At 54.5% G+C, this 21,080-nt stretch carries 17 protein-coding genes; 7 read left to right on the top strand and 10 right to left on the bottom strand.

Going from position 1 to position 21,080, the window contains the following annotated elements:
- Positions 1-39 precede the first annotated feature (39 nt).
- The 8 genes from malQ to ulaA form a co-directional block, all read right to left on the bottom strand.
- A complete protein-coding gene (gene malQ, locus AACU55_RS02000) occupies positions 40-2,115 on the bottom strand; it encodes a 4-alpha-glucanotransferase (protein WP_037033701.1) in 2,076 nt (691 codons plus the stop codon).
- A gap of 8 nt (positions 2,116-2,123) precedes the next feature.
- A complete protein-coding gene (gene malP / locus AACU55_RS01995; RefSeq protein WP_037033703.1) occupies positions 2,124-4,538 on the bottom strand; it encodes a maltodextrin phosphorylase in 2,415 nt (804 codons plus the stop codon).
- Positions 4,539-4,810: 272 nt separating this feature from the next.
- A complete protein-coding gene (locus tag AACU55_RS01990; RefSeq protein WP_134706560.1) occupies positions 4,811-5,500 on the bottom strand; it encodes an L-ribulose-5-phosphate 4-epimerase in 690 nt (229 codons plus the stop codon).
- Positions 5,497-6,357, bottom strand: a complete 861-nt coding sequence (locus AACU55_RS01985) for an L-ribulose-5-phosphate 3-epimerase (protein ID WP_037033705.1) — start codon at positions 6,355-6,357, stop codon at positions 5,497-5,499. Before AACU55_RS01985 ends, AACU55_RS01990 begins: the two co-directional genes overlap by 4 nt.
- 10 nt (positions 6,358-6,367) lie before the next feature.
- Positions 6,368-7,024, bottom strand: a complete 657-nt coding sequence (locus AACU55_RS01980) for a 3-keto-L-gulonate-6-phosphate decarboxylase UlaD (RefSeq protein WP_013573567.1) — start codon at positions 7,022-7,024, stop codon at positions 6,368-6,370.
- A gap of 25 nt (positions 7,025-7,049) precedes the next feature.
- Positions 7,050-7,520, bottom strand: coding sequence for a PTS ascorbate transporter subunit IIA (ulaC, locus tag AACU55_RS01975; protein ID WP_013573566.1), 471 nt, complete (start codon positions 7,518-7,520; stop codon positions 7,050-7,052).
- 10 nt (positions 7,521-7,530) lie between these two features.
- Entirely contained in the window at positions 7,531-7,839 is a 309-nt protein-coding gene (gene ulaB, locus AACU55_RS01970) for a PTS ascorbate transporter subunit IIB (RefSeq protein ID WP_013573565.1), read from the bottom strand.
- 56 nt (positions 7,840-7,895) lie between these two features.
- Positions 7,896-9,299, bottom strand: a complete 1,404-nt coding sequence (ulaA, locus tag AACU55_RS01965) for a PTS ascorbate transporter subunit IIC (protein ID WP_014411492.1) — start codon at positions 9,297-9,299, stop codon at positions 7,896-7,898.
- Positions 9,300-9,711: 412 nt separating this feature from the next.
- On the opposite strand from ulaA, the gene ulaG reads away from it, so the two are divergent.
- From ulaG to glpD, 7 genes are all read left to right on the top strand, one after another.
- Positions 9,712-10,776 carry an L-ascorbate 6-phosphate lactonase gene (ulaG, locus tag AACU55_RS01960; RefSeq protein WP_013573563.1) on the top strand — a complete coding sequence of 355 codons (1,065 nt, stop codon included), beginning with the start codon at positions 9,712-9,714 and terminating at the stop codon, positions 10,774-10,776.
- Positions 10,777-10,890: 114 nt separating this feature from the next.
- Complete coding sequence (gene ulaR / locus AACU55_RS01955; protein WP_013573562.1) at positions 10,891-11,646, top strand: HTH-type transcriptional regulator UlaR; 756 nt, start codon at positions 10,891-10,893, stop codon at positions 11,644-11,646.
- An 84-nt stretch (positions 11,647-11,730) separates the two neighbouring features.
- Entirely contained in the window at positions 11,731-12,051 is a 321-nt protein-coding gene (glpE, locus tag AACU55_RS01950; RefSeq protein WP_134706559.1) for a thiosulfate sulfurtransferase GlpE, read from the top strand.
- A 140-nt stretch (positions 12,052-12,191) separates the two neighbouring features.
- Positions 12,192-13,382, top strand: coding sequence for a trans-sulfuration enzyme family protein (locus AACU55_RS01945; RefSeq protein WP_037033717.1), 1,191 nt, complete (start codon positions 12,192-12,194; stop codon positions 13,380-13,382).
- Positions 13,383-13,601: 219 nt separating this feature from the next.
- Positions 13,602-14,435, top strand: a complete 834-nt coding sequence (gene glpG / locus AACU55_RS01940; RefSeq protein ID WP_134706558.1) for a rhomboid family intramembrane serine protease GlpG — start codon at positions 13,602-13,604, stop codon at positions 14,433-14,435.
- A 9-nt stretch (positions 14,436-14,444) separates the two neighbouring features.
- A complete protein-coding gene (locus AACU55_RS01935; RefSeq protein ID WP_013573556.1) occupies positions 14,445-15,203 on the top strand; it encodes a DeoR/GlpR family transcriptional regulator in 759 nt (252 codons plus the stop codon).
- A 277-nt stretch (positions 15,204-15,480) separates the two neighbouring features.
- A complete protein-coding gene (gene glpD, locus AACU55_RS01930; protein WP_014411489.1) occupies positions 15,481-16,992 on the top strand; it encodes a glycerol-3-phosphate dehydrogenase in 1,512 nt (503 codons plus the stop codon).
- Between the two features lie 144 nt (positions 16,993-17,136).
- On the opposite strand, the gene glgP is transcribed toward glpD, so the two are convergent.
- Both glgP and glgA read right to left on the bottom strand, forming a co-directional pair.
- Positions 17,137-19,584: a glycogen phosphorylase gene (gene glgP, locus AACU55_RS01925; RefSeq protein ID WP_014411488.1), complete on the bottom strand. Its 2,448-nt coding sequence runs from the start codon at positions 19,582-19,584 to the stop codon at positions 17,137-17,139.
- A 37-nt stretch (positions 19,585-19,621) separates the two neighbouring features.
- Positions 19,622-21,058 (bottom strand): glycogen synthase GlgA, encoded by a 1,437-nt coding sequence (glgA, locus tag AACU55_RS01920; RefSeq protein WP_013573553.1) that lies wholly within the window; start codon positions 21,056-21,058, stop codon positions 19,622-19,624.
- Positions 21,059-21,080: the final 22 nt, after the last annotated feature.

Raw genomic sequence — 21,080 nt, 5'->3', positions numbered from 1 at the left:
GCCAGAACATAAAAAGCACCCTTCCGTTGGGTGCTTTTTTTATGCCTGCCTGCGCTGGTTTAAATCACTGAGCAGCGCATCAATATGCTCATCAGCAAACATATCCTCCAGGGTTCGCGTCAGTTTGCGCCGCCAGTTGGGGTATTCGGTATTGGTGCCCGGCACATTCACCGGCAAATCCATATCCAGCCAGTCTTCCGGTTGCAAACCCAGCAACGCGCTGGCACTGCCCGCCAGATAACGTTGCAAACCCAGGTTCAGCAGCGGCGTCATCGGCATGTTTTCAGCACTGCGGCTGATCGATTTCGGCACACACTGTGTCAGATGCAGCGCATTAAGAAGCCCCTGCTTGCTACGTTCACGTTCCCCGCGCAGTTTTTCCAGCACCTGCGGATCAGGATAAACACCCAGCGACGCACCTAGCGTTAAATCGCCCCCTTCCCAGTAGCCCCGCAACGTCGGTAAATCATGGGTGGTGACCGTTGCCATCGCTTGTGAAACATAATCTTCCGGCGGCCGGTAAAGGAAGTGTTTATCGTGCTCGAAATACAACACTTTGTAGGAATACACCCCGCTGTCACGCAGGCTGGCGAGGATTTCTTTCGGCACGGTACCGAGGTCTTCACCAATCACCATGCACTGATGCCGCTGACTTTCCAAAGCCAGCACACCGAGTAAATCCTCCAGCGGATAACGGACATACGCGCCGCTGCCCGCGTCCTGTTCGGCGGGTATCCACCACAAACGCAGCAACCCCATGACGTGATCGATACGCAGTGCACCGCATTCCGCCATGTTTGCACGCAGCAAATCTATGAACGGCTGATAGGCACGGGCTTTCATTTCGTGTGGATCAATGGGCGGAAGCCCCCAGTTTTGTCCCTGCGGGCCGAGAATATCTGGCGGCGCACCGATGGTGGCATTCAGGCAATACAGCGCCGGATCGGACCAGGTTTCCGCGCCGCCTTGCGCTACGCCGACCGCCAGATCACGATACACGCCGATCGGCATCTTCAGCTCAACACTGCGCTGATAACATGCGGAAAACTGCATCTGCGCCAGCCATTGCTGCCACTGATAAAATTCAATTTCACCGGCGTAACGCTCGCTGAATTCCCGCACTTGTGCACTTTTCGCATCACGATAGACTTCCGGCCATACCGGCCAGCCCCACTGGCCTAAATCCAGATCGCGCAGATGCGTATGCAGTGCGTCGAACAACGCCTGCTGTCGCAGGCTGTCGCCACCAAGTGCGACGAAACGGCGAAAATCCTGCTTACGCGGGCTGTCTTCCGGCAACTCGCAAAACAGCGGCCAGGCCAGTTTGAGCGCCGCCGATTTCAACGCCATCACCAGCGGATAATCGACAAACTCCGTGCTGCGCGCCTGCAGTAACGCCTCGCGCGTCTCTGTGGAATGCCACCAGTCTTGCGCCTCGCGACTGGCGGTAAACTCCTCCACGGCATTCACATCAATGTAGGTCAGATTCAGCCAGCGGCGGGACGACGGACTGTAAGGGCTGGCACTTTGCGGATTCGCCGGATAGAGCGCGTGTATCGGATTCAGCCCGACGAACGCCCCGCCGCGTTTTCCAACTTCTTCGACCATTTTTTTCAGGTCACCGAAGTCGCCTGCGCCCCAGTTATTTTCCGAGCGCAGCGTATAAAGCTGAACCGTCGCACCCCACAGTTTTTCCCCTGCCAGCAATGCCTCAGGCTCATAACAGCGCGGCGGCGCGACGATGATCCGGCAAGGCCAGACGTTATCATTTTGCGATAACGTCAACTGGTGATAGCCAGCAGGCAGCGCAGCCCCGAGGTTCAACACGTTGCCTGTCAGGATTTCGCCCTGCGTCTGGCTGCCATTTTCCTGCGTCAGTTGCCATTGAAATGCGCCACTGCCTTCCGGCGTGAGCCACACTTTTTTGCCTTGTGTAAACACTTTGACCGGCGGCACGGGCGTGATTTCCGGCACGTCAGCCGGATCACGCCCCATCGCCGCCAGCAAGGCGACGCGCGTGTCATCTGACACCGTTTCCACGTCATCCGTCATATTAATGAAACTGTCTACAATGCCTGCCCGGCGCGCGGCCTCAGCGAGTTGCTTGTCCTCCATGTCGGCTCCTATCGTTTGGCCTGCCAGATGCGCTGCTGATAATCGCGGATGGAACGGTCTGCGCTGAACATGCCTACACGGGCCGTGTTGAGCAAGGTACGGCGGGTCCATTCATCGGCATTACGGTAAAGCGCATCGACCTGTTTTTGCGCCTCGCAATAGGTGGCAAAATCCGCCAGCACCAGATACGGATCACCGCCGTCGAGCAGACTGTTGAGCATCAGATCGAAGGCCTTTTTGTCACCACTGGCATAAAAACCGCTGGCCAGTTCGTCGAGAATGGCTTTGAGATGTTTGTCCTTTTTCACCAGCGCTTTCGGCTTGTAGCCTTTTTTCAGCTGCGCTTTGACCTCATCGACGGTCAGTCCAAAGATAAAGATGTTGTCCTCGCCGACTTGTTCGGCAATTTCGACGTTGGCACCATCCAGCGTGCCGACGGTCAGTGCACCGTTCAGCGCCAGTTTCATATTGCCGGTACCGGAAGCCTCTTTCCCGGCGGTGGAAATCTGCTCCGACACATCCGCCGCCGGGATCATCAGTTCTGCCACCGAAACACAATAATCGGGAATGAACACCACTTTGAGACGATCGGCGACGATCGGATCGTTGTTGATCTTCTCCGCCACCTGATTGATCGCATAGATAATATTTTTGGCGAGGTAATAACCGGGCGCGGCTTTGGCGCCGAACAGGAAAACACGCGGCACGATGTCGAGTTTCGGGTTATCGCGGATCTGGCGGTACAGGGAAAGAATATGCAGCAGATTGAGATGCTGACGTTTGTATTCATGCAGGCGTTTAATCTGTACATCGAAAATCGCGTCAGGATTAAGCCGGATCCCCATGCGCTGCCAGACGTATTCCGCCAGCCGCACTTTGTTATCGTGCTTGATTTTGCGGTACTGTTTGCAGAATTTTTTGTCTTTAACGCCGTCTTCCAGACCTTTCAGCAGGTCCAGATTATTGACCCAACTGTCGGTTTTCAGCCGTTCATCAATCAGTGCCGACAGCGCCGGATTACATTGTTTAAGCCAGCGGCGCGGCGTGATGCCGTTAGTCACGTTATGGAATTTTTCCGGCCACAACTGGTGATACTCCGGGAACAGATCTTTGACCACCAGATCCGAATGCAGCGCCGCTACGCCGTTCACCGCAAAACCCGCGACCACGCAGAGGTTCGCCATACGCACCTGTTTGTCGTGATGCACGGCAAGTTTCGCCCAGACGGCCTCATCACCCGGCCATTCTTTGCTGACCTGTTTCTTAAAGTTGGCGTTGATTTGTTTAATGATCTGGAAATGACGCGGCAACAGGCTGCGCACCAGTCGCTCGTCCCAGGTTTCCAGCGCTTCCGGCATTAACGTGTGGTTGGTGTACGCGAAGGTGCGGCTGGTGATGTGCCACGCGTCATCCCAGCTCAGCTGATGCTCGTCGAGCAGCACGCGCAGCATTTCAGGAATGGCGATGGTCGGGTGCGTATCGTTAAGCTGGATGACTTCATAATCCGGCAGTTCGCTGATTTTGCGGCCGAGAAAATGGTGACGCCGCAGGATATCGGCCACCGAGCAGGCGCACTGGAAATACTGCTGCATCAGGCGCAGGCGTTTACCGGCCTGATGGTTGTCATTCGGGTATAACACTTTGGTGAGTTTAGCGGCGTCGATGCCCTGTTGTTCCGCTTTCAGAAACTCGCCGTCATTAAACTTTTCGAGATCAAACGGGTGCGGATGCGTGGCTTCCCATAAGCGCAGCGGTTGCGTGATACCGTTGCGGTAACCCATTACCGGTAAATCCCAGGCTTCGCCACGCAGGGTAAATTCCGGCTCCCAGCGTGAAACGCCCTGCTCATTTTTCACGATTTTACCGCCAATACCGACGCTGACCGCCAGCGAACTGTTGTGGCGGAACCACGGATATTCGCTGCGGTGCCAGTCGTCCGGCGACTCTTTCTGTTTGCCGTCAACAAAACGCTGGCGGAATAAACCGTACTGATAATTCAGGCCGTAACCGATGCCGGGCTGCCCGACGGAAGCCATCGCATCGAGATAACAGGCCGCCAGCCGTCCCAGCCCGCCATTGCCCAGCGCCGGATCAATTTCTTCTTCCAGCAGGTCGGTCAGGTTGATATCAAACTGTTCCAGCGCAGCGGCAATTTTTTCGTACCAGCCGAGATTAATCAGGTTGTTACCGGTGAGACGCCCGACCAGAAACTCCATCGAGATATAGTTAACGTGGCGGGTGATTTTTTTGCTTTTACTGCTGACCGGCTCGTTTTGCGGGGGAATTTGTTCCGCAACGGCGGCGCTGACCGCATGCCACCACTGGTGCCGGGTCATATCTGAAGCTGAAGTGAGTCCGAACGCTTGCCACTGGCGGGTGAGCGCCGCCAAAAAAACATCCTGCTTGAACGTGATCTTCGACATAGGGCAGTCTCTTTTCAGTCTGAGGGGACGGAATGCTTCCGTGAGAAAAAGTGTGATCGCGATATCTATGTATAAACCCTATGCTGGAAAAATGCTCACTGCGGGGATGAGGAAAAATGCATGAAATCATGTCGAAGGGATGGGGCGTTGCCATTAAAACCCCCTCCCCGCCTCCCCCTTCGCAGGGGGAGGAGCAAAAACTCGATCGGCTCTCTCCCCTGCGAAGGGGAGGGTTGGGGTGGGGTGGGGTTTTAATGGCATCTCAATAGCGATTATTTCTGCCCGTAATACGCATCCGGCCCGTGCTTGCGGCTGAAGTGCTTGTGCAGCAGGTAATCATCCATCGGAGTTTGGTTACGGCGGATGGAACCAGTGATCCACGCCATTTTCGCGACTTCTTCCAGCACCACCGCGTTGTGTACCGCCTGTTCCGGCGTGATTCCCCAGCAGAACGGGCCATGCTGGGCGACCAGAATACCCGGCATATGCAGCGGATCGATGCCGGTCAGCGACGCGGCGATAACTTTGCCGGTTTCCAGTTCGTACTCTCCGCTGACTTCCTGACGCGATAAAGGCCGGGTGCAGGGAATGGCACCGGCAAAATAATCCGCGTGTGTGGTGCCGAGTGGCGGGATGGCGACGCCGGCCTGCGCCCATGACGTCGCATAGGTCGAATGGGTGTGCACGATACCGCCAAGCTGCGGGAAACGGGCGTAAAGTTCGAGATGCGTGGCGGTATCTGAAGAGGGTTTGTAATGCCCTTCCACGACGTCGCCTTGCAGGTTCAGCACGACCATATCGCTGACCTGCATTTTCTCGTATTCCACGCCGCTCGGTTTGATCACAACAATACCGCGCTCGCGATCAATACCGCTGACATTCCCCCACGTGAAGGTCACCAGACCAAAAGCGGGCAGCGCCATGTTGGCTTCAAATACGCGTTGTTTCAGTGCATCCGTCATCGGGTTTCCTCCATGTTAAGCCCGGCTTTCTGCATTTTATCGACCACCCAGGCGCGGGCGTTGCGCACTTCCTGCATCGGGTCGGCGGCAGTTTCGCTCCACATTTCGATCAGGTACGGCCCGCGATAACCGCTTTTTTGCAGCGTGGCAAAGCAACGCTCGAACTCCACCACGCCGCTGCCAAAGGGGACGTTTTTAAATACGCCGGGCTGCGTGTCTTTAACATGCACAGCGACGATATGCCCTGCGCCGCTTGCCAGTTCCATCTGCACGTCGTTATCCCATGCCGATAAATTGCCGATATCCGGATAAAGCTGGAACCACGGATTGTTCAGGTAATGACTGTAACCCAGCGCTTTGCTGATCGAATTCATCAGCGGGTAATCCATGATTTCCATCGCCAGCGTGACCTGCGCACGACTGGCCATTTCGACGGACTCCTGCAAGCCATCGCGAAAACGCTCGCGGGTATTTTCATTGGCCTGCTGGTAATACACGTCATAACCGGCAAGCTGGATCACGCGAATGCCGAGATCCTGCGCCAGCACGATGGCCTTGCGCATGATTTCCAGACCCTGATTGCGGGTTTCATCATCTTCTGCACCAAGCGGGAACCGCCGGTGTGCGCTCAGGCACATGGACGGAATGCGGATGCCGGTGCGTGATATTGCATCAACTACCCGCAAACGTTGCTCGCGTGACCAGTCCAGCCGCGCCAGCCGGTTGTCGGTTTCATCCACCGACATTTCAACGAAATCGAAGCCCAGCTCTTTCGCCAGTGTCAGGCGCATCAGCCAGTCTTCGCCCGCAGGCAGGGCTTTTTCATAGATACCGAGTGGAACGGCTTTATGCATCATCCGGTGTTCCTTAGCCCCAGAGCTGGCGAATGGATTTTTTGAACTGACGTGCTGCGTCAACCGGATCTTTGGCGTCGCGGATACTACGTCCGGCGATAAAGACGTGCACCGGAATGTCTTTAAATAGCGGCAAATCTTCCAGCGCCAGGCCGCCGGTAATGGTCACTTTAAAGCCCATGGCGGAAAGGCGTTTAATCGCCGAGATATCGGCATCGCTCCACGCCACCCCGGCGGCCTGCGCGTCGCGGCTGCGGTGATAAACCACCTGCCCGATGCCTGCGTCGTGCCATTCCTGCGCCTGTTCCCACGTCCAGTAACCGGTCAGCTCAATCTGCACGTCGCCGTTAAATTCTTTCGCCACTTCCAGCGCACCTTTGGTGGTGTTGATGTCGGCACAGCAAATCACCGTCACCCAGTCAGCATGGGCTTCGAAACACATGCGCGAGAGGATTTTTCCGGCATCGGCGATTTTGGCATCGGCCAGCACAATTTTTTCCGGATACAGCGCCTTAAGGTCACGCACCGCGCGCACACCTTCTGCGACACACAAAATAGTGCCGACTTCGATAATGTCGACTTCGCTGGCGATCAGACGCGTGGTTTTGTAAGCGTCGTCCATCGACTGGTTATCCAGCGCCACCTGCAACATCGGTAATGAATGAGACATAATATATTCCTTCTCTGCTAACGAATTAATGAACCGCCGTGGCGGAGGTCAGGTCGATCAGATCCAGCACCTGTTGCGCCGTGGTGCAGGCACGCAGGCGGTCAAAATTGGCTTCATCATCAAACAGGTTCACCACCTGCATGATGCCGATTTCCTGATGCGCATTGGCATCCACCGCCGCCAGCGTGATGAGGATATCCACCGGATCGTTATCTTCATGATTGAACACCAGCGGTTTTTTCAGCGTCACCAGCGCAAAACCGGTTTTCAGCACACCTTCTTCCGGACGGCCATGCGGCATGGCAAGCCCGGGCGCGATCACGAAATACGGCCCGAAACGTTCGACGCCGTCCAGAATCGCCTGGTAATAACGCGGCTCTACCACTCCGGCTTCCACCAGCATATCGACGCCAATTTTCACGGCGTCCTGCCAGGTTTCTGCTTCTGCGTTGAGGCGAATCGAGTTGTTTTCAGCCAGCGAATCTCGCAGTTTCATACATCGCTCCTTACTTTTTCAGGTCTGCGGAAAAGTGCGCGTTAATCACTTCCATCACTTTCGGACCGAAGTCCGCCGCCGACAGCATGTTGCGCACGCCGACCACGTATTTGTTGCCGCTGACGGTGATTTCATCCGCCACGTGCGTGGAGGCGACAATAATGTCAGCACCGCTCAGCTCGGATTTGTATTCCCCCACCGCGCAACTGTTCATGGTGTGATCCACGCCTTCCTGCGTCAGAAACTGGCCGATTTTCATCTTCATGATCATCGAACTGCCTTGCCCGCAACCGCATACCGCCAGAATTCGTACTGTCATGGGAACCTCTTTATTTTGTGAGAAGTTATTTGTGAGAAGTCATTAGTGAACAGTCATTAGTGAGAAACGGACTGATTAAGCGCCTGTTTTTCAGCATCTTCTTCGGCCCGCAATGCGCGACCCGCGAAGAACATGTAGAGCAGCACAATCACCGCAATGACGCCCATAAAGGCCATACCGATGCTGAAGAAGCCCTGCATCATTGGCGGTGCCAGAATCGACCAGTCTGCCATGCCCATCCAGGCGCTCAGGCCGGTGAGTTTGATGGCCCAGACGCAGCCGAAGATTTCGATCATCCCCATTACCAGACAGATTTTCAGCGCCGCGCGCCAGCCGCCGAAGTGATTGGCAAACACGCCGATGGTGGCGTTAGAGAAGAACATCGGGATAAAGCCGGGGATGATCATGATGGAAGAGCCCATGCCAAACAGAATGGCGACAGCAATCAGCTGGCCGATGGTGCCCCACATAAAGCCCCAGACCACGGCGTTCGGCGCAAAGCTGTAGATAGCCGCGCAGTCGATGGCCAGCACGGCACCGGGGATCAGGCGTTGGGAGATGCCGTTAAAGGCTTCGGTCAGTTCAGCAACGAACATACGCACGCCCTGAATAATGATGAAAATCGCCACTGCAAACATCAGACCGGTTTGCAGGATGTAAATCGTCCAGTGGGTTTTTCCGGCCATTTGCTGCAGGGTGTCGAGGCCGAAGGAACACAGAATGATGCCGAAGAACACGGTCATCACGATGGCGGTAGACACGATATTGTCATGGAAAATATTCAGCCAGCCCGGCAGTTTGAGATCTTCAACACTGTCTTCTTTCTTGCCGAGATACGGCGCGATTTTATAAGCGATCCACGAGGCAAATTGCTGCTGGTGACCAATCGAGAAGCCGCTGTTTTCGGTCACGGCCTGCGTCGGTTTGTACATCATGTTCGAGGTAATGCCCCAGTACAGCGATACCAGAATTGCGGTTGACCAGATGGTGGTCCACATCGGATAGCCCATGATGAAGAAGAACACCGCAATCAGCCCCGCCTGCTGGAACATGATATGGCCGGTGAGCATGATGGTGCGAATGCCGGTAATGCGGCGAAATACCACCATCAGGATATTCAGCGCTAGGGCGATCAGCACCGCGTAACCGACCCAGCTATAGGCCTCGCCCATGCGCTCCACCGTGGCCATCATTGAGGCATAGGTATCTGATATTGCACCGTTAATGCCATACACTTCTGAAAGTTTTGCCACCACCGGTTTGAAGGTACCGGTCAGAATGCCGGACCCCGCCTGCAGTAACATAAAGCCGATAATGGTTTTGATGGTGCCCTTGATAATCACCGTCGCGCTCTTCCTGAGCAGGATGTAACCGAGCATGGTCACAATACCCAGCAGCAACGGCGCGTTAGTCATTACCTGATTAAAAAATACGGTGAAGATGGTGTAGAGGAATTCCATAAGACTCTCCGTCTGACCTTGTTTGATCTCTTCAACGCACTTGAACATAACCGCTGCGCTAAAAAGTGAGGGACAAACGCACTCTAATGCTCACATCGAATCAAATAAAGATTCGCAATGATTATTTGTGAGCAGTCTCGCAAGATATCGTCATCGGCAGAATGAGCTAACAAACTAAATGACTCTGTTTTCATGATAAATATCAGCCATATACTACAAAAAAAAGCATGTGAAAACCGCCTGAAATCCTCCCATCCTTCTTTGTCACCCCCTGCTTAATGCTAAAAATCGCTCGTTTATAATCATTGTCATTATGAATTTTCGATGATAACTTCTCACAAACAAATCACATATAATCACCAAATGATTTATTGTGACTCTATTTCAAAGCCAACTCAGATGAGGGAATACTATGAGCAAAGTAGAAACAATCAGCCGCGAATCCTGGATCCTCAGCACTTTCCCGGAATGGGGCACCTGGTTAAACGAAGAGATCGAGCAGGAAAAGGTCGCGCCGGGCACCTTTGCCATGTGGTGGCTGGGCTGTACGGGGATCTGGCTGAAGTCTGAGGGCGGCGCGAATATTTGTGTCGATTTCTGGTGTGGCGTCGGCAAGCAAAATCACAGCAGCCCGCTGATGAAAACCGGCCACCAGATGCAGCGCATGGCCGGTGTAAAGAAGCTCCAGCCAAATCTGCGCACCACACCGTTTGTGCTCGATCCCTTTGCGATCAGGGAGATCGACGCGGTGTTATCCACCCACGATCATAACGATCATATCGATGTGAACGTGGCCGCCGCTGTCATGCAAAACTGTGCTGCTGACGTGCCCTTTATCGGCCCGCAAACCTGTGTGGATTTGTGGATGAGCTGGGGCGTGCCCGCCAGTCGTTGCATCGTGATGACGCCGGGCAAAGTGGTGAGGATCAAAGACGTGGAAATTCACGCACTGGATTCTTTCGACCGCACGGTGCTGATCACCCTGCCCGCAGACCAGAAAGCCGCAGGGGTATTGCCGGATATGATGGATCAGCGCGCGGTGAATTATTTGTTCAAAACGCCGGGCGGTAACCTGTATCACAGCGGCGATTCGCACTATTCCAACTACTACGCCAAACACGGTAACGAATATCAGATAGACGTGGCGCTCGGCTCTTATGGCGAAAACCCGCGTGGTGTGACCGATAAAATGACCAGCGTCGATATGCTGCGCATGGCGGAATCCCTCAACACCAAAGTCGTTATTCCGTTCCACCACGATATCTGGTCGAATTTCCAGGCCGATCCGCAGGAAATCCGCGTGCTGTGGGAGATGAAAAAAGATCGCCTGAAATACGGCTTCAAACCGTTTATCTGGCAGGTCGGCGGTAAATTCACGTATCCGGATGATAAGGATAATTTCGAATATCATTATCCGCGTGGCTTTGACGACTGCTTTACGACAGAGACTGATCTGCCATTCAAGTCTTTCTTATAAAGTATGTTATGAACAGGCGGAGGCAACAGACTCCGCTTTTTTATAAACCATGTAATTGCCATTACTGCTCGTTTATAATCACGCGGTAATCACCTATTTACCTGCGGAGCCACCATGACTGAGCCACAACGCCACAATGCTATTCTCGATCTGCTGCAACGTCAGGGGCAGATTTCCGTCGCTGATGTGATTGATCAGTTTGATATTTCACCCGCTACGGCGCGTCGTGACATCACCAAGCTCAACGAACTGGGCAAATTGCGGAAAGTGCGCAATGGCGCTGAAGCCGTGAATCAGCCACGCCAGAACTGGACACCGCTGAATATCCATCAGACGCACAATCTCAACGAGAAAATGCGTATCGCCAAAGCGGCATCCGAACTGTGCCAGCCGGGTGAAAGCGTGGTGATTAACTGCGGTTCGACGGCGTTTCTGCTCGGCCGTGAAATGTGCGGAAAAGATATTCAGGTCATTACCAATTATCTGCCGCTGGCCAATTATCTGATTGAACAGGAGCACGACAGCGTGGTGATCATGGGCGGTCAGTACAATAAAAGTCAGTCAATTACGCTGGCACCACAAGACGGCGATGCCAGCCTGTATGCCGGGCACTGGATGTTCACCAGCGGCGCGGGGCTGACAGCCGATGGCCTGTACAAAACCGATATGCTGACCGCGATGGCCGAGCAGAAGATGTTGAATTATGTTGGGAATTTGGCGGTACTGGTCGACAGCAGCAAAATCGGCCAGCGCGCGGGCATGCTGTTCAGCCGCACCGAACAAATCGATGTGCTGATCACCGGCAAAGAAGCGAATGATGAAATCATCGGACAGTTACGTCAGAAAGGCGTGCAGGTGATCCTGGTTTAGCCTTTATCCCTGTATTTCGTCTGGTCTTAGTTGTGCAATTATTGGGTAGAATGGCGGCATAACCTTTTATGAGGCAAGACCAGAATGGAACAATTTGAAGCAATCAGCGTTGAACAAGCACATTCCCGCCTGACCTCAGGCGAAGCCGTGATGGTCGATATTCGTGACCCGCAAAGCTTCGGCGCAGCACATGCACCTGGCGCTTATCATCTGAGCAACGACAGCCTGCCTGCGTTTATCCAGCAGGCCGATGCCAAAACACCGGTACTGGTGATGTGCTATCACGGCATCAGCAGCCGCGGTGCCGCACAGTTCCTGATCGGCCAGGGATTCGAATCCGTGTACAGCGTTGACGGCGGTTTCGAAGCCTGGTCGCAAACCTTCCCGCAAGATATCGAAGCCTGATCCCCCTTTATTGACGCCGGCGCACGCTATAGTCTTTATAACCAGGCTAATGAGTTTGCGCCGAAAATGTTCTTAAGCTGAAAAAGCTACCTTTCTCCAGTGTTGATATAATTTCCGCCTACTATCGACAGGATTACAAGATGAAACATCTGAACACTTCACGTTCTTTAGGGATGCGTACGCTCGCCGTTCATGGCGGACAGCAGCCCGATGCCCTGACCGGCGCGATTGCGACACCTATCACCGCCGCATCGGCATTTTCATACCCGGATTTTGACAGCGGCGCACGCCGTTTCAGTGGTGAAGAACCGGGTTATATTTACAGCCGTTTCGCCAATCCAACGGTGGCCGTTTTTGAACAGAAACTGGCGGCGCTAGAAGGTGCAGAAACCGCCGTTGCCTGCGCGAGTGGCATGGCAGCGATCAGCGCAACGTTGTTTGCCCTGCTGGTTCCCGGCGATGAAATCATTCATATCGGCACGCTGTATGGCGGCACTGAAGGCGTGGTGCGTAACCTGCTGCCACGTTATGGCATCAAACCGGTTCACGTTACCCATGTGAGCGAACTGGAAGCGGCATTCACAAAAAACACCAAAGTGGTGCTGGTGGAAACCCCGGCTAACCCGGGACTGGATATCGCCGATCTGGCTGAAGTCGCCCGTCTGTCGAAAGCCGCCGGTGCAGTCAGTGTGGCGGATAATACCTTTGCCACGCCGTACCTGACGCGCCCGCTGGAACTGGGCATTGATATCGTTCTGCATTCCGCGACCAAATACATCAGCGGCCACGGCGATGCGACCGGTGGCGTAGTGGCCGGTTCAGCGGCATTAATCACGCCAATCCGCACCCTGAGTCTGAAGCAGTTCGGCGGCAACCTGAGCCCGTTCGAAGCCAGTTTGCTGATCCGCGGCCTGAAAACTCTGCCGCTGCGCGTCGAAGCCAGTTCGCTGAGCGCACAGGCGGTGGCGGAATTCCTCGACGGCCACAGCGCGGTAGACACCGTGTTCTATCCGGGGCTGAAGCAGCATCCGGGATATGCCACCGCCTCAAAACAAATGAAACTGTTTGGCGGGATTATGGCCATTGAGCTGAAAGGCGGCCTCAACGCCGCACGGACGTTCCTCGATAAGCTGAGCATCATCACGCAGGCGGTATCGCTCGGCGACACCGATTCGCTGGCCTGCCATCCGGCATCGACAACGCACAGCGCCGTCGCGCCGGAAGTTCGCCGCCAGAGCGGTATCACCGACGGACTGGTGCGCATCAGCATCGGTATCGAAGATACCGAAGACCTGATTGCTGATCTGCAACAGGCGCTGGAAGGGCTTTAAAGGCTCGATTTTGCAACACCGTCATCCGGCGGTGTTGCAAAAGACTTCGATCCTCATCACATCACCATAATTTTCTATTCACAGATAACCGCACAGCATTCCTAAATTCCCCTCCTTTACCCGTCTGACGTTATAATCGACATCCCCCACGCTGGCAGATAAGGTATTGCCCTAAAATGACGGCAACAAATCAAACAATTAGGGAAACCGCTAAACGCTATGGTGCGCATTCTTAACCTGAACAACCCCCGCCTGGCTCAGGCTTTTGTCGATTACATGGCAACCCAGGGTTTTACGCTGACGATGAAACACGAAAGTCAGGAAGTGCAGCTCTGGCTGGAAGATGAATCCCGTCTGGAAGAGGCCGAGAAGCAGGTGGCGCTGTTTGTGCGCGATCCCCTGCATCCGCGCTATCAGGAAGCAAGCTGGAAAACCGGCAAGGCACAGCCACATTTAAAGATGTCGCACACGCCCTTCCTGAAAACCCTGCGCAGCCGCGCCGGGCCGCTGACGATAGGCATGATTGTGCTGAGTCTCGCGGTGTTTATCCTGCAACAGATGGTCGGCGACGAACTGGTGATGAGCTGGCTCGCCTGGCCGGACAGTTCGCGCGTTTTCCAGTTATGGCGCTGGTTCACCCCGGCCCTGATGAATTTCTCCTTTATTGCCCTGCTGATTAATCTGGCATGGTGGTGGTATCTCGCCAGCCAGATTGAGATGCATCTGGGCAGCGGCAAACTGTTCACCGTAACCTTAATTTCTGCCCTGATCAGCGGCTGGGGCCAGTCGATGGTCAACGGTTCGTGGTTCGGCGGATTATCCGGTGTGGTGTACGCGCTGATGGGTTACGCCTGGCTGACCGGCCAGTTGAAACCGGAAAGTCGTCTGTATGTGCCCGGCGGATTACTGGTCATTTCGCTGATTTTTATGTTCATTGGCTATGCTACGGGCGGCGCGGCCGTGTCGAATGCCGCGCATGCGTTTGGTCTGGGTCTCGGCCTGGTCATGGCATTTGTTGATACGCGCACTCCGCGCAACAAAAAAAATAAGTAGGGGATTCGGGTGAAACAAACACAACGCCATGATGCGATTATCGATTTAGTCCGCCAGCAGGGGTATGTCAGCACCGAAGAGCTGGTGGAGCATTTTGCAGTCAGCCCGCAAACTATCCGCCGTGATCTGAATGATCTGGCGGAACAGAATAAAATTCACCGTCACCATGGCGGTGCAGCCTTGCCGTCCAGTTCGGTGAATGCGGCATACAACGACCGTAAAGTGATGTGGTCGGAAGCGAAAGCGCGTATCGCCGAACGAGTCGCCAGCCAGATCCCTGACGGTTCAACGCTGTTTATTGATATCGGCACCACGCCGGAAGCCGTGGCGCATGCGCTGCTTAACCATAAAAATCTGCGCATCGTGACCAACAACCTGAACGTCGCGACGCTGCTGACAGCCAAAGAGGACTTTCGTTTGTTCCTCGCAGGCGGTGAAGTGCGCGCCCGCGACGGCGGCATCATGGGCGAGGCAACGCTCGATTTCATCTCTCAGTTCCGCCTTGATTACGGCATTCTCGGCATCAGTGGCATCGATATGGACGGTTCGCTGCTCGAATTCGACTATCACGAAGCCCGTACCAAACGCGCGATTATCGAAAACTCCCGCTGCGTGATGCTGGTGACGGACCATTCCAAATTTGGCCGAAACGCGATGGTCAACCTCGGCAAAATGGATCTGATTCATTATCTGTTCACTGATAAACAGCCGCCGGACAGCGTGAAGCAGATCATCGACAAGTACGACGTGCATCTCGAACTGTGCTGATTTGCCTGCATTTAAGGAGCGCTGCGGCTGGCGCTCCTGCTTTTCCTCCCTCCGCCCTGCCCGGCAAAACGAACAATTTCGAAAAATTCCACGCGTAGCGGCGTTCGGTTTCGTCCCCGCCTTGCTATTTTGCTCGAAACCGACACAAAAATGTTACCTTCATCACGCATAATTGTTTTTATTTGGTTAACGCTTGGCTTGTTTGTCGATTCTCGATTACAATCGTGAGCGAAAACGAACATAAAAGAGCTATTGCGAACATCTGGAGGAAGATGACGTGGAAACCAAAGACTTGATCGTAATTGGTGGCGGTATTAATGGTACCGGCATCGCAGTCGACGCAGCTGGCCGCGGGCTGTCTGTTCTGCTGCTTGAAGCGCAAGACTTGGCCTGCGCGACCTCTTCGGCCAGTTCTAAACTGATCCACGGTGGCCTGCGCTATCTGGAACATTACGAATTCCGTCTGGTCAGCGAAGCGCTGGCTGAACGTGAAGTGCTGTTGAAAATGGCACCGCATATTGCATTCCCGATGCGTTTCCGTTTACCGCATCAGCCGCATTTGCGCCCGGCCTGGATGATCCGCGCCGGTTTGTTCCTGTACGACCATCTGGGCAAACGCACCAGCCTGCCGGCCAGTAAAGGTCTGAAATTCGGCAGCGAGTCCGTGCTGAAACCAGAACTGACCAAAGGTTTTGAATACTCGGATTGCTGGGTCGACGATGCGCGTTTAGTGGTCGTCAATGCACAGGAAGTGGAAGAACGTGGCGGCGAAGTTCGTACCCGCACCCGCGTGACCCGCGCATGGCGTGAAGACGGCATGTGGATGGTGGAAGCCGAAGATATCGACACCGGCAAAACCTTCACCTGGCGCGCCAAAGGTCTGGTAAACGCTACCGGTCCGTGGGTAAAACATTTCTTCGACGACGGCCTGAAGCTGAAATCGCCATACGGCATCCGTCTGATCAAAGGCAGCCATATTGTGGTGCCCCGTGCACACAATCAGCCGCAGGCCTACATTCTGCAAAACGAAGATCACCGCATTGTTTTCGTGATCCCGTGGATGGATGAATTCTCCATCATCGGCACCACCGACGTGGAATATCACGGCGATCCGAAAGACGTGAAAATCGATGACAATGAAATCGGTTATCTGCTGAAAGTGTATAACGACCACTTTAAGAAACAACTGACCACTGAAGACATCGTCTGGACTTATTCCGGCGTGCGCCCGCTGTGCGATGACGAATCAGATTCACCACAGGCGGTGACCCGCGATTACACGCTCGACGTTCACGATCAGGATGGCAAAGCACCGCTGCTTTCTGTATTCGGCGGCAAGCTGACCACCTACCGTAAACTGGCAGAACACGCGCTGGAAAAACTGGTGAAGTACTATCCGAAAGCCGGCCCGGCGTGGACCAAAACGGCCGTGCTGCCTGGCGGGAAACTGAACGGAGACCGTGATACCTACAGCGCCAATCTGCGTTCCCGCTTCAAATGGTTACCGGAATCACTGGCACGCCGTTATGCGCGTACGTACGGCAGCCAGACAGAGTTATTCCTGAATGACGCGACCAGTCTTGAATCGCTGGGCGAAGATTTCGGTCACGGATTCTACGAAGCTGAACTGCGTTATCTGGTGGAAAAAGAGTGGGTTTCACAGCTTGATGATGCCATCTGGCGTCGTACCAAACTCGGTATGTGGCTGGATAAAACCCAGCAACAACGCGTCGCCGAGTGGCTGGAAACGCACAAACAGCAGAAGAAACATCTGTCGCTGGCGTCTTGATTTAGTTAGCTCCTCCCCCTGCGAAGGGGGAGGCCGGGAGGGGGTTTAACAGACAAAACAAGTGCTTATGCACACTTAACATCTTGTTTTTGACCTTAATACCCCACCCCAACCCTCCCCTTCGCAGGGGAGGGAGCCACTCCTCTACAACTTCACCGGCTTAATGTTCCAGATCTCATCGGCGTATTCCTGAATGGTACGGTCCGAGGAGAAATAGCCCATGTTGGCGATGTTATGCAGCGTGCGGCGCGTCCATTCTTCCGGCAGTTTATACAGCTCATCGACTTTATCCTGCGTATCGACATAACTGCGGTAATCCGCCAGCACCTGATAGTGATCGCCGAGATTGACCAGCGTATCGAACAGGTTGGTGTAGCGCTTCGGCTCGCCTGGGCTGAAGACCCCGGTGGCGATTTGCGTCAGCACCTGATGCAGCTCGGCGTCCTGCTCGAAGTAAGTATGCGGGTTGTAGCCTTTGCGGCGTAATTCCTCGACCTGCGGCGTGGTATTGCCAAAGATAAAGATATTCTCCTCGCCCACGTGTTCGAGCATTTCAACGTTGGCACCGTCAAGCGTCCCGATAGTCAGCGCGCCATTGAGAGCAAATTTCATGTTACTGGTGCCGGAGGCTTCGGTACCCGCCAGAGAGATTTGCTCGGAAAGATCCGCCGCCGGAATGATCAGTTGCGCCAGGCTGACACTGTAGTTCGGAATGAAAACGATCTTCAGCTTGTTGCCAATACGCGGATCGTTGTTGATCACCGCCGCCACATCGTTGATCAGCCGGATGATCTGCTTCGCCGCATAATACGCCGAGGCCGCTTTACCGGCGAAAATCACTGTGCGTGGCACCCATTCGGCATCTGGCTCTTCGAGAATGCGGTTATAACGGGTGATGACGTGCAGCACATTCATTAGCTGACGTTTATATTCGTGGATACGCTTAATCTGCACGTCGAACAGGCTTTTCGGATCCACCACAATATTCAGCTTCTGGGCGATATACAGCGCCAGCCGCTTTTTGTTGTCCAGCTTGGCCTTGCGGATTGCCTGCAGGAAGCTCAGGTAATCCAGATTCTGTTTCAGTTCCGCCAGCTGGCTGAGATCAGAACGCCAGGTCTGGCCGATGGCATCGTCAATTACCGCTGACAGCGGTTTGTTGGCCAGTGCCAGCCAGCGGCGCGGCGTCACGCCGTTGGTTTTATTACAGAAACGGTCCGGATAAATACGGGCAAAATCAGCAAACAACGACTGCACCATCAGCTCGGAATGCAGCTCAGACACACCGTTAACTTTGTGGCTGGCGATGACCGCAAGCCACGCCATCCGCACTTTGCGGCCATTGCCTTCATCGATGATCGAGACACGCGACAGCAGGCCATTATCGTTGGGGATCTTTTCCGCCACTTCTTTGAGGAAGTGATCGTTAATCTGGAAAATAATCTCCAGATGACGCGGCAGGATTTTGCCGATCATGTCTACCGGCCAGGTTTCCAGCGCTTCGCTCATCAGCGTGTGGTTGGTGTAAGAGAACACGCTGCACACGGTTTGCCACGCGGCTTGCCACTCGAATTTATGCTCGTCGATTAACAGGCGCATCAGCTCAGGGATGGACAATACCGGGTGCGTGTCGTTGAGGTGGATGGCGATTTTATCGGCCAGATTGTCGTAAGTATGGTGCGTGGTGTAATGCCGGTTGAGAATATCCTGCACGGTCGCCGACACCAGAAAATATTCCTGACGCAACCGCAGCTCGCGGCCAGAATAAGTTGAGTCATCGGGATACAACACGCGGGACACGTTCTCAGAATGGTTTTTATCTTCCACCGCCGCGAAGTAATCGCCCTGATTAAATTTCCCCAGATTGATTTCGTTACTGGCCTGCGCGCCCCACAAGCGCAGCGTGTTGGTCGCGTCGGTGTCGTAGCCGGGAATGACCTGATCATAGGCGCAGGCGATGACCTCCTCGGTTTCCAGCCAGCGGGTTTTGATGCCTTCATGTTGCACCCGTCCGCCGAAACGCACTTTATAACGGGTATTGTAACGCTGGAATTCCCACGGGTTACCGTATTCCAGCCAGTAATCCGGCGCTTCTTTTTGCTCACCGTTGATGATGCTTTGCGCAAACATACCGTATTCATACCGGATGCCGTAACCGCGCCCCGGCAGCGCCAGCGTCGCCAGCGAATCAAGGAAACAGGCCGCCAGTCGTCCGAGACCGCCGTTGCCTAAACCAGGGTCATTTTCTTCACCGATCAGTTCTTCGAGATCAAAGCCCATTTCATCAAGCGCGCTTTTCAGGTCGTCGTAAATACCCATCGCCAGCAACGCATTGGAAAGCGTCCGTCCAATCAGAAACTCCATCGACAGGTAATAAACCTGCCGGACGTCCTGTGAGGTTTGCGCCCGGTTAGAACGCAACCAGCGTTCCACCATGCGATCGCGCACCGCAAACAATGTGGCGTTCAGCCAGTCGTGTTGTGTCGCAATAGACGGATCTTTGCCGATGATAAACATCAGTTTATAGGCAATAGAATGCTTAAGCGCTTCGACACTGACTGTCGGTGAGTTGTAATTAAACGGTGAAGTCATAGCGTTACATTCCCGATCAAGTTAGCTACGTTCAGGGTCAGGACAGCAGGCGGTTATACAGGGTGATATATTCCTGCGCAGCCACCTTCCAGCCAAAATCAATACCCATGGCGTGTTGTTGGACGTGTCGCCAGTGTTTCGGTCGGCTCCACAAAACAAATGCCCGGCGGATCGCATTTCCCAGCGATTTCCCCGTTGCTTCTTCAAAGACAAAACCACTGGCTGTTCCGTCGGCCAGATTTTCCAGTGCACAATCGACCACCGTGTCGGCCAGCCCGCCGGTGCGGCGCACCAGCGGCAACGTACCGTATTTGAGGCCATATAATTGGGTTAATCCGCAAGGTTCAAAACGGCTCGGCACCATAATGACATCCGCCCCGCCGATAATGCGATGGGAAAACGCTTCGTGATAGCCGAGCTGCACGCCGACCTGGCCAGGGTTGTCCGCCGCGGCTGCCAGAAATGCCTGTTGCAGCACCGCGTCACCCGCGCCCAGCAGCGCCAGCTGACCGCCGCGTTCGAGTAAATCCGGCAAGGCTTCCAGCACCAGATCCAGCCCTTTCTGGCTGGTCAGGCGACTGACGACAGCAAATACCAGCCGCGAATCATCCACATCCAGCCCCATCGCCCGTTGCAGATAGGCTTTATTGACCGCTTTCGAGCGTAAATCCTCCGCGTCGTAACGCGCTGACAGCAGCACGTCATCACGCGGCTGCCAGATAGCGTCATCGACGCCGTTAAGGATCCCCGTCAGCCGCCCTTGCATTTCACGTTCCAGCAGCAGCGATTCCATGCCATAGCCAAATTCCGGACGGGTGATTTCTTTCGCGTACGTTGGGCTGACGGTGGTCACGTGGTCGGAATAGAACAGACCGGCTTTCAGGAAAGATATCTGGCCGTAGAATTCCAGCCCGTGCATCTGAAAGAACTCGCGCGGGATATACAGCTCATCGAGATGATGCGCGCCAAACAATCCCTGAAACGCCAGATTATGTACGGTGAAAACCGTCCGCACCGGCGCATTACGGGCGCGGATATACGCGGAACATAGACCGGCGTGCCAGTCATGAGAGTGGACGATATCGGGTTGCCAGTGTGGATCGAAATTCAATGCCAGTTCGCAGGCCATCCAGCTCAGCAACGCAAAGCGCAGATGGTTATCCGGATAGGCAAACGACGATTGATCGTGATACGGGCTACCGGGACGGTCATACAATCCCGGCACATCAATCAGATAAATACCCACGCCATCAAAGTAACCCAGTGAAAGGGTGACATGCCCGGCAAAAGTTGCCAGCGTGCCAATCACCTGTGTTTCCCCCAGTCCTTTTTTGACGTCAGGGAAAGCCGGAATGAGCACGCGGACATCCGCGCCTTCCGCAATCTGAGCGGCGGGTAATGCACCGGCGACATCCGCAAGGCCGCCCGTTTTTAACAGCGGAAACAGCTCAGAACAAACATGTAAAACCTGCATTCGCGCTCCTGATTATCCCGGT

The sequence above is a fragment of the Rahnella sp. CJA17(1/100) genome, assembly GCF_963881615.1.
GTDB classification, from domain to species: domain Bacteria; phylum Pseudomonadota; class Gammaproteobacteria; order Enterobacterales; family Enterobacteriaceae; genus Rahnella; species Rahnella aceris.
This window is presented reverse-complemented; position numbering and strand designations above follow the sequence as displayed.

Bases quoted from the DNA above. Each gene is read 5' to 3' on its own strand.
- malQ (WP_037033701.1), bottom strand. From the start codon at position 2,115: ATGGAGGACAAGCAACTCGCTGAGGCCGCGCGCCGGGCAGGCATTGTA.
- malP (WP_037033703.1), bottom strand. From the start codon at position 4,538: ATGTCGAAGATCACGTTCAAGCAGGATGTTTTTTTGGCGGCGCTCACC.
- AACU55_RS01990 (WP_134706560.1), bottom strand. From the start codon at position 5,500: ATGACGGATGCACTGAAACAACGCGTATTTGAAGCCAACATGGCGCTG.
- AACU55_RS01985 (WP_037033705.1), bottom strand. From the start codon at position 6,357: ATGATGCATAAAGCCGTTCCACTCGGTATCTATGAAAAAGCCCTGCCT.
- AACU55_RS01980 (WP_013573567.1), bottom strand. From the start codon at position 7,024: ATGTCTCATTCATTACCGATGTTGCAGGTGGCGCTGGATAACCAGTCG.
- ulaC (WP_013573566.1), bottom strand. From the start codon at position 7,520: ATGAAACTGCGAGATTCGCTGGCTGAAAACAACTCGATTCGCCTCAAC.
- ulaB (WP_013573565.1), bottom strand. From the start codon at position 7,839: ATGACAGTACGAATTCTGGCGGTATGCGGTTGCGGGCAAGGCAGTTCG.
- ulaA (WP_014411492.1), bottom strand. From the start codon at position 9,299: ATGGAATTCCTCTACACCATCTTCACCGTATTTTTTAATCAGGTAATG.
- ulaG (WP_013573563.1), top strand. From the start codon at position 9,712: ATGAGCAAAGTAGAAACAATCAGCCGCGAATCCTGGATCCTCAGCACT.
- ulaR (WP_013573562.1), top strand. From the start codon at position 10,891: ATGACTGAGCCACAACGCCACAATGCTATTCTCGATCTGCTGCAACGT.
- glpE (WP_134706559.1), top strand. From the start codon at position 11,731: ATGGAACAATTTGAAGCAATCAGCGTTGAACAAGCACATTCCCGCCTG.
- AACU55_RS01945 (WP_037033717.1), top strand. From the start codon at position 12,192: ATGAAACATCTGAACACTTCACGTTCTTTAGGGATGCGTACGCTCGCC.
- glpG (WP_134706558.1), top strand. From the start codon at position 13,602: ATGGTGCGCATTCTTAACCTGAACAACCCCCGCCTGGCTCAGGCTTTT.
- glgP (WP_014411488.1), bottom strand. From the start codon at position 19,584: ATGACTTCACCGTTTAATTACAACTCACCGACAGTCAGTGTCGAAGCG.
- glgA (WP_013573553.1), bottom strand. From the start codon at position 21,058: ATGCAGGTTTTACATGTTTGTTCTGAGCTGTTTCCGCTGTTAAAAACG.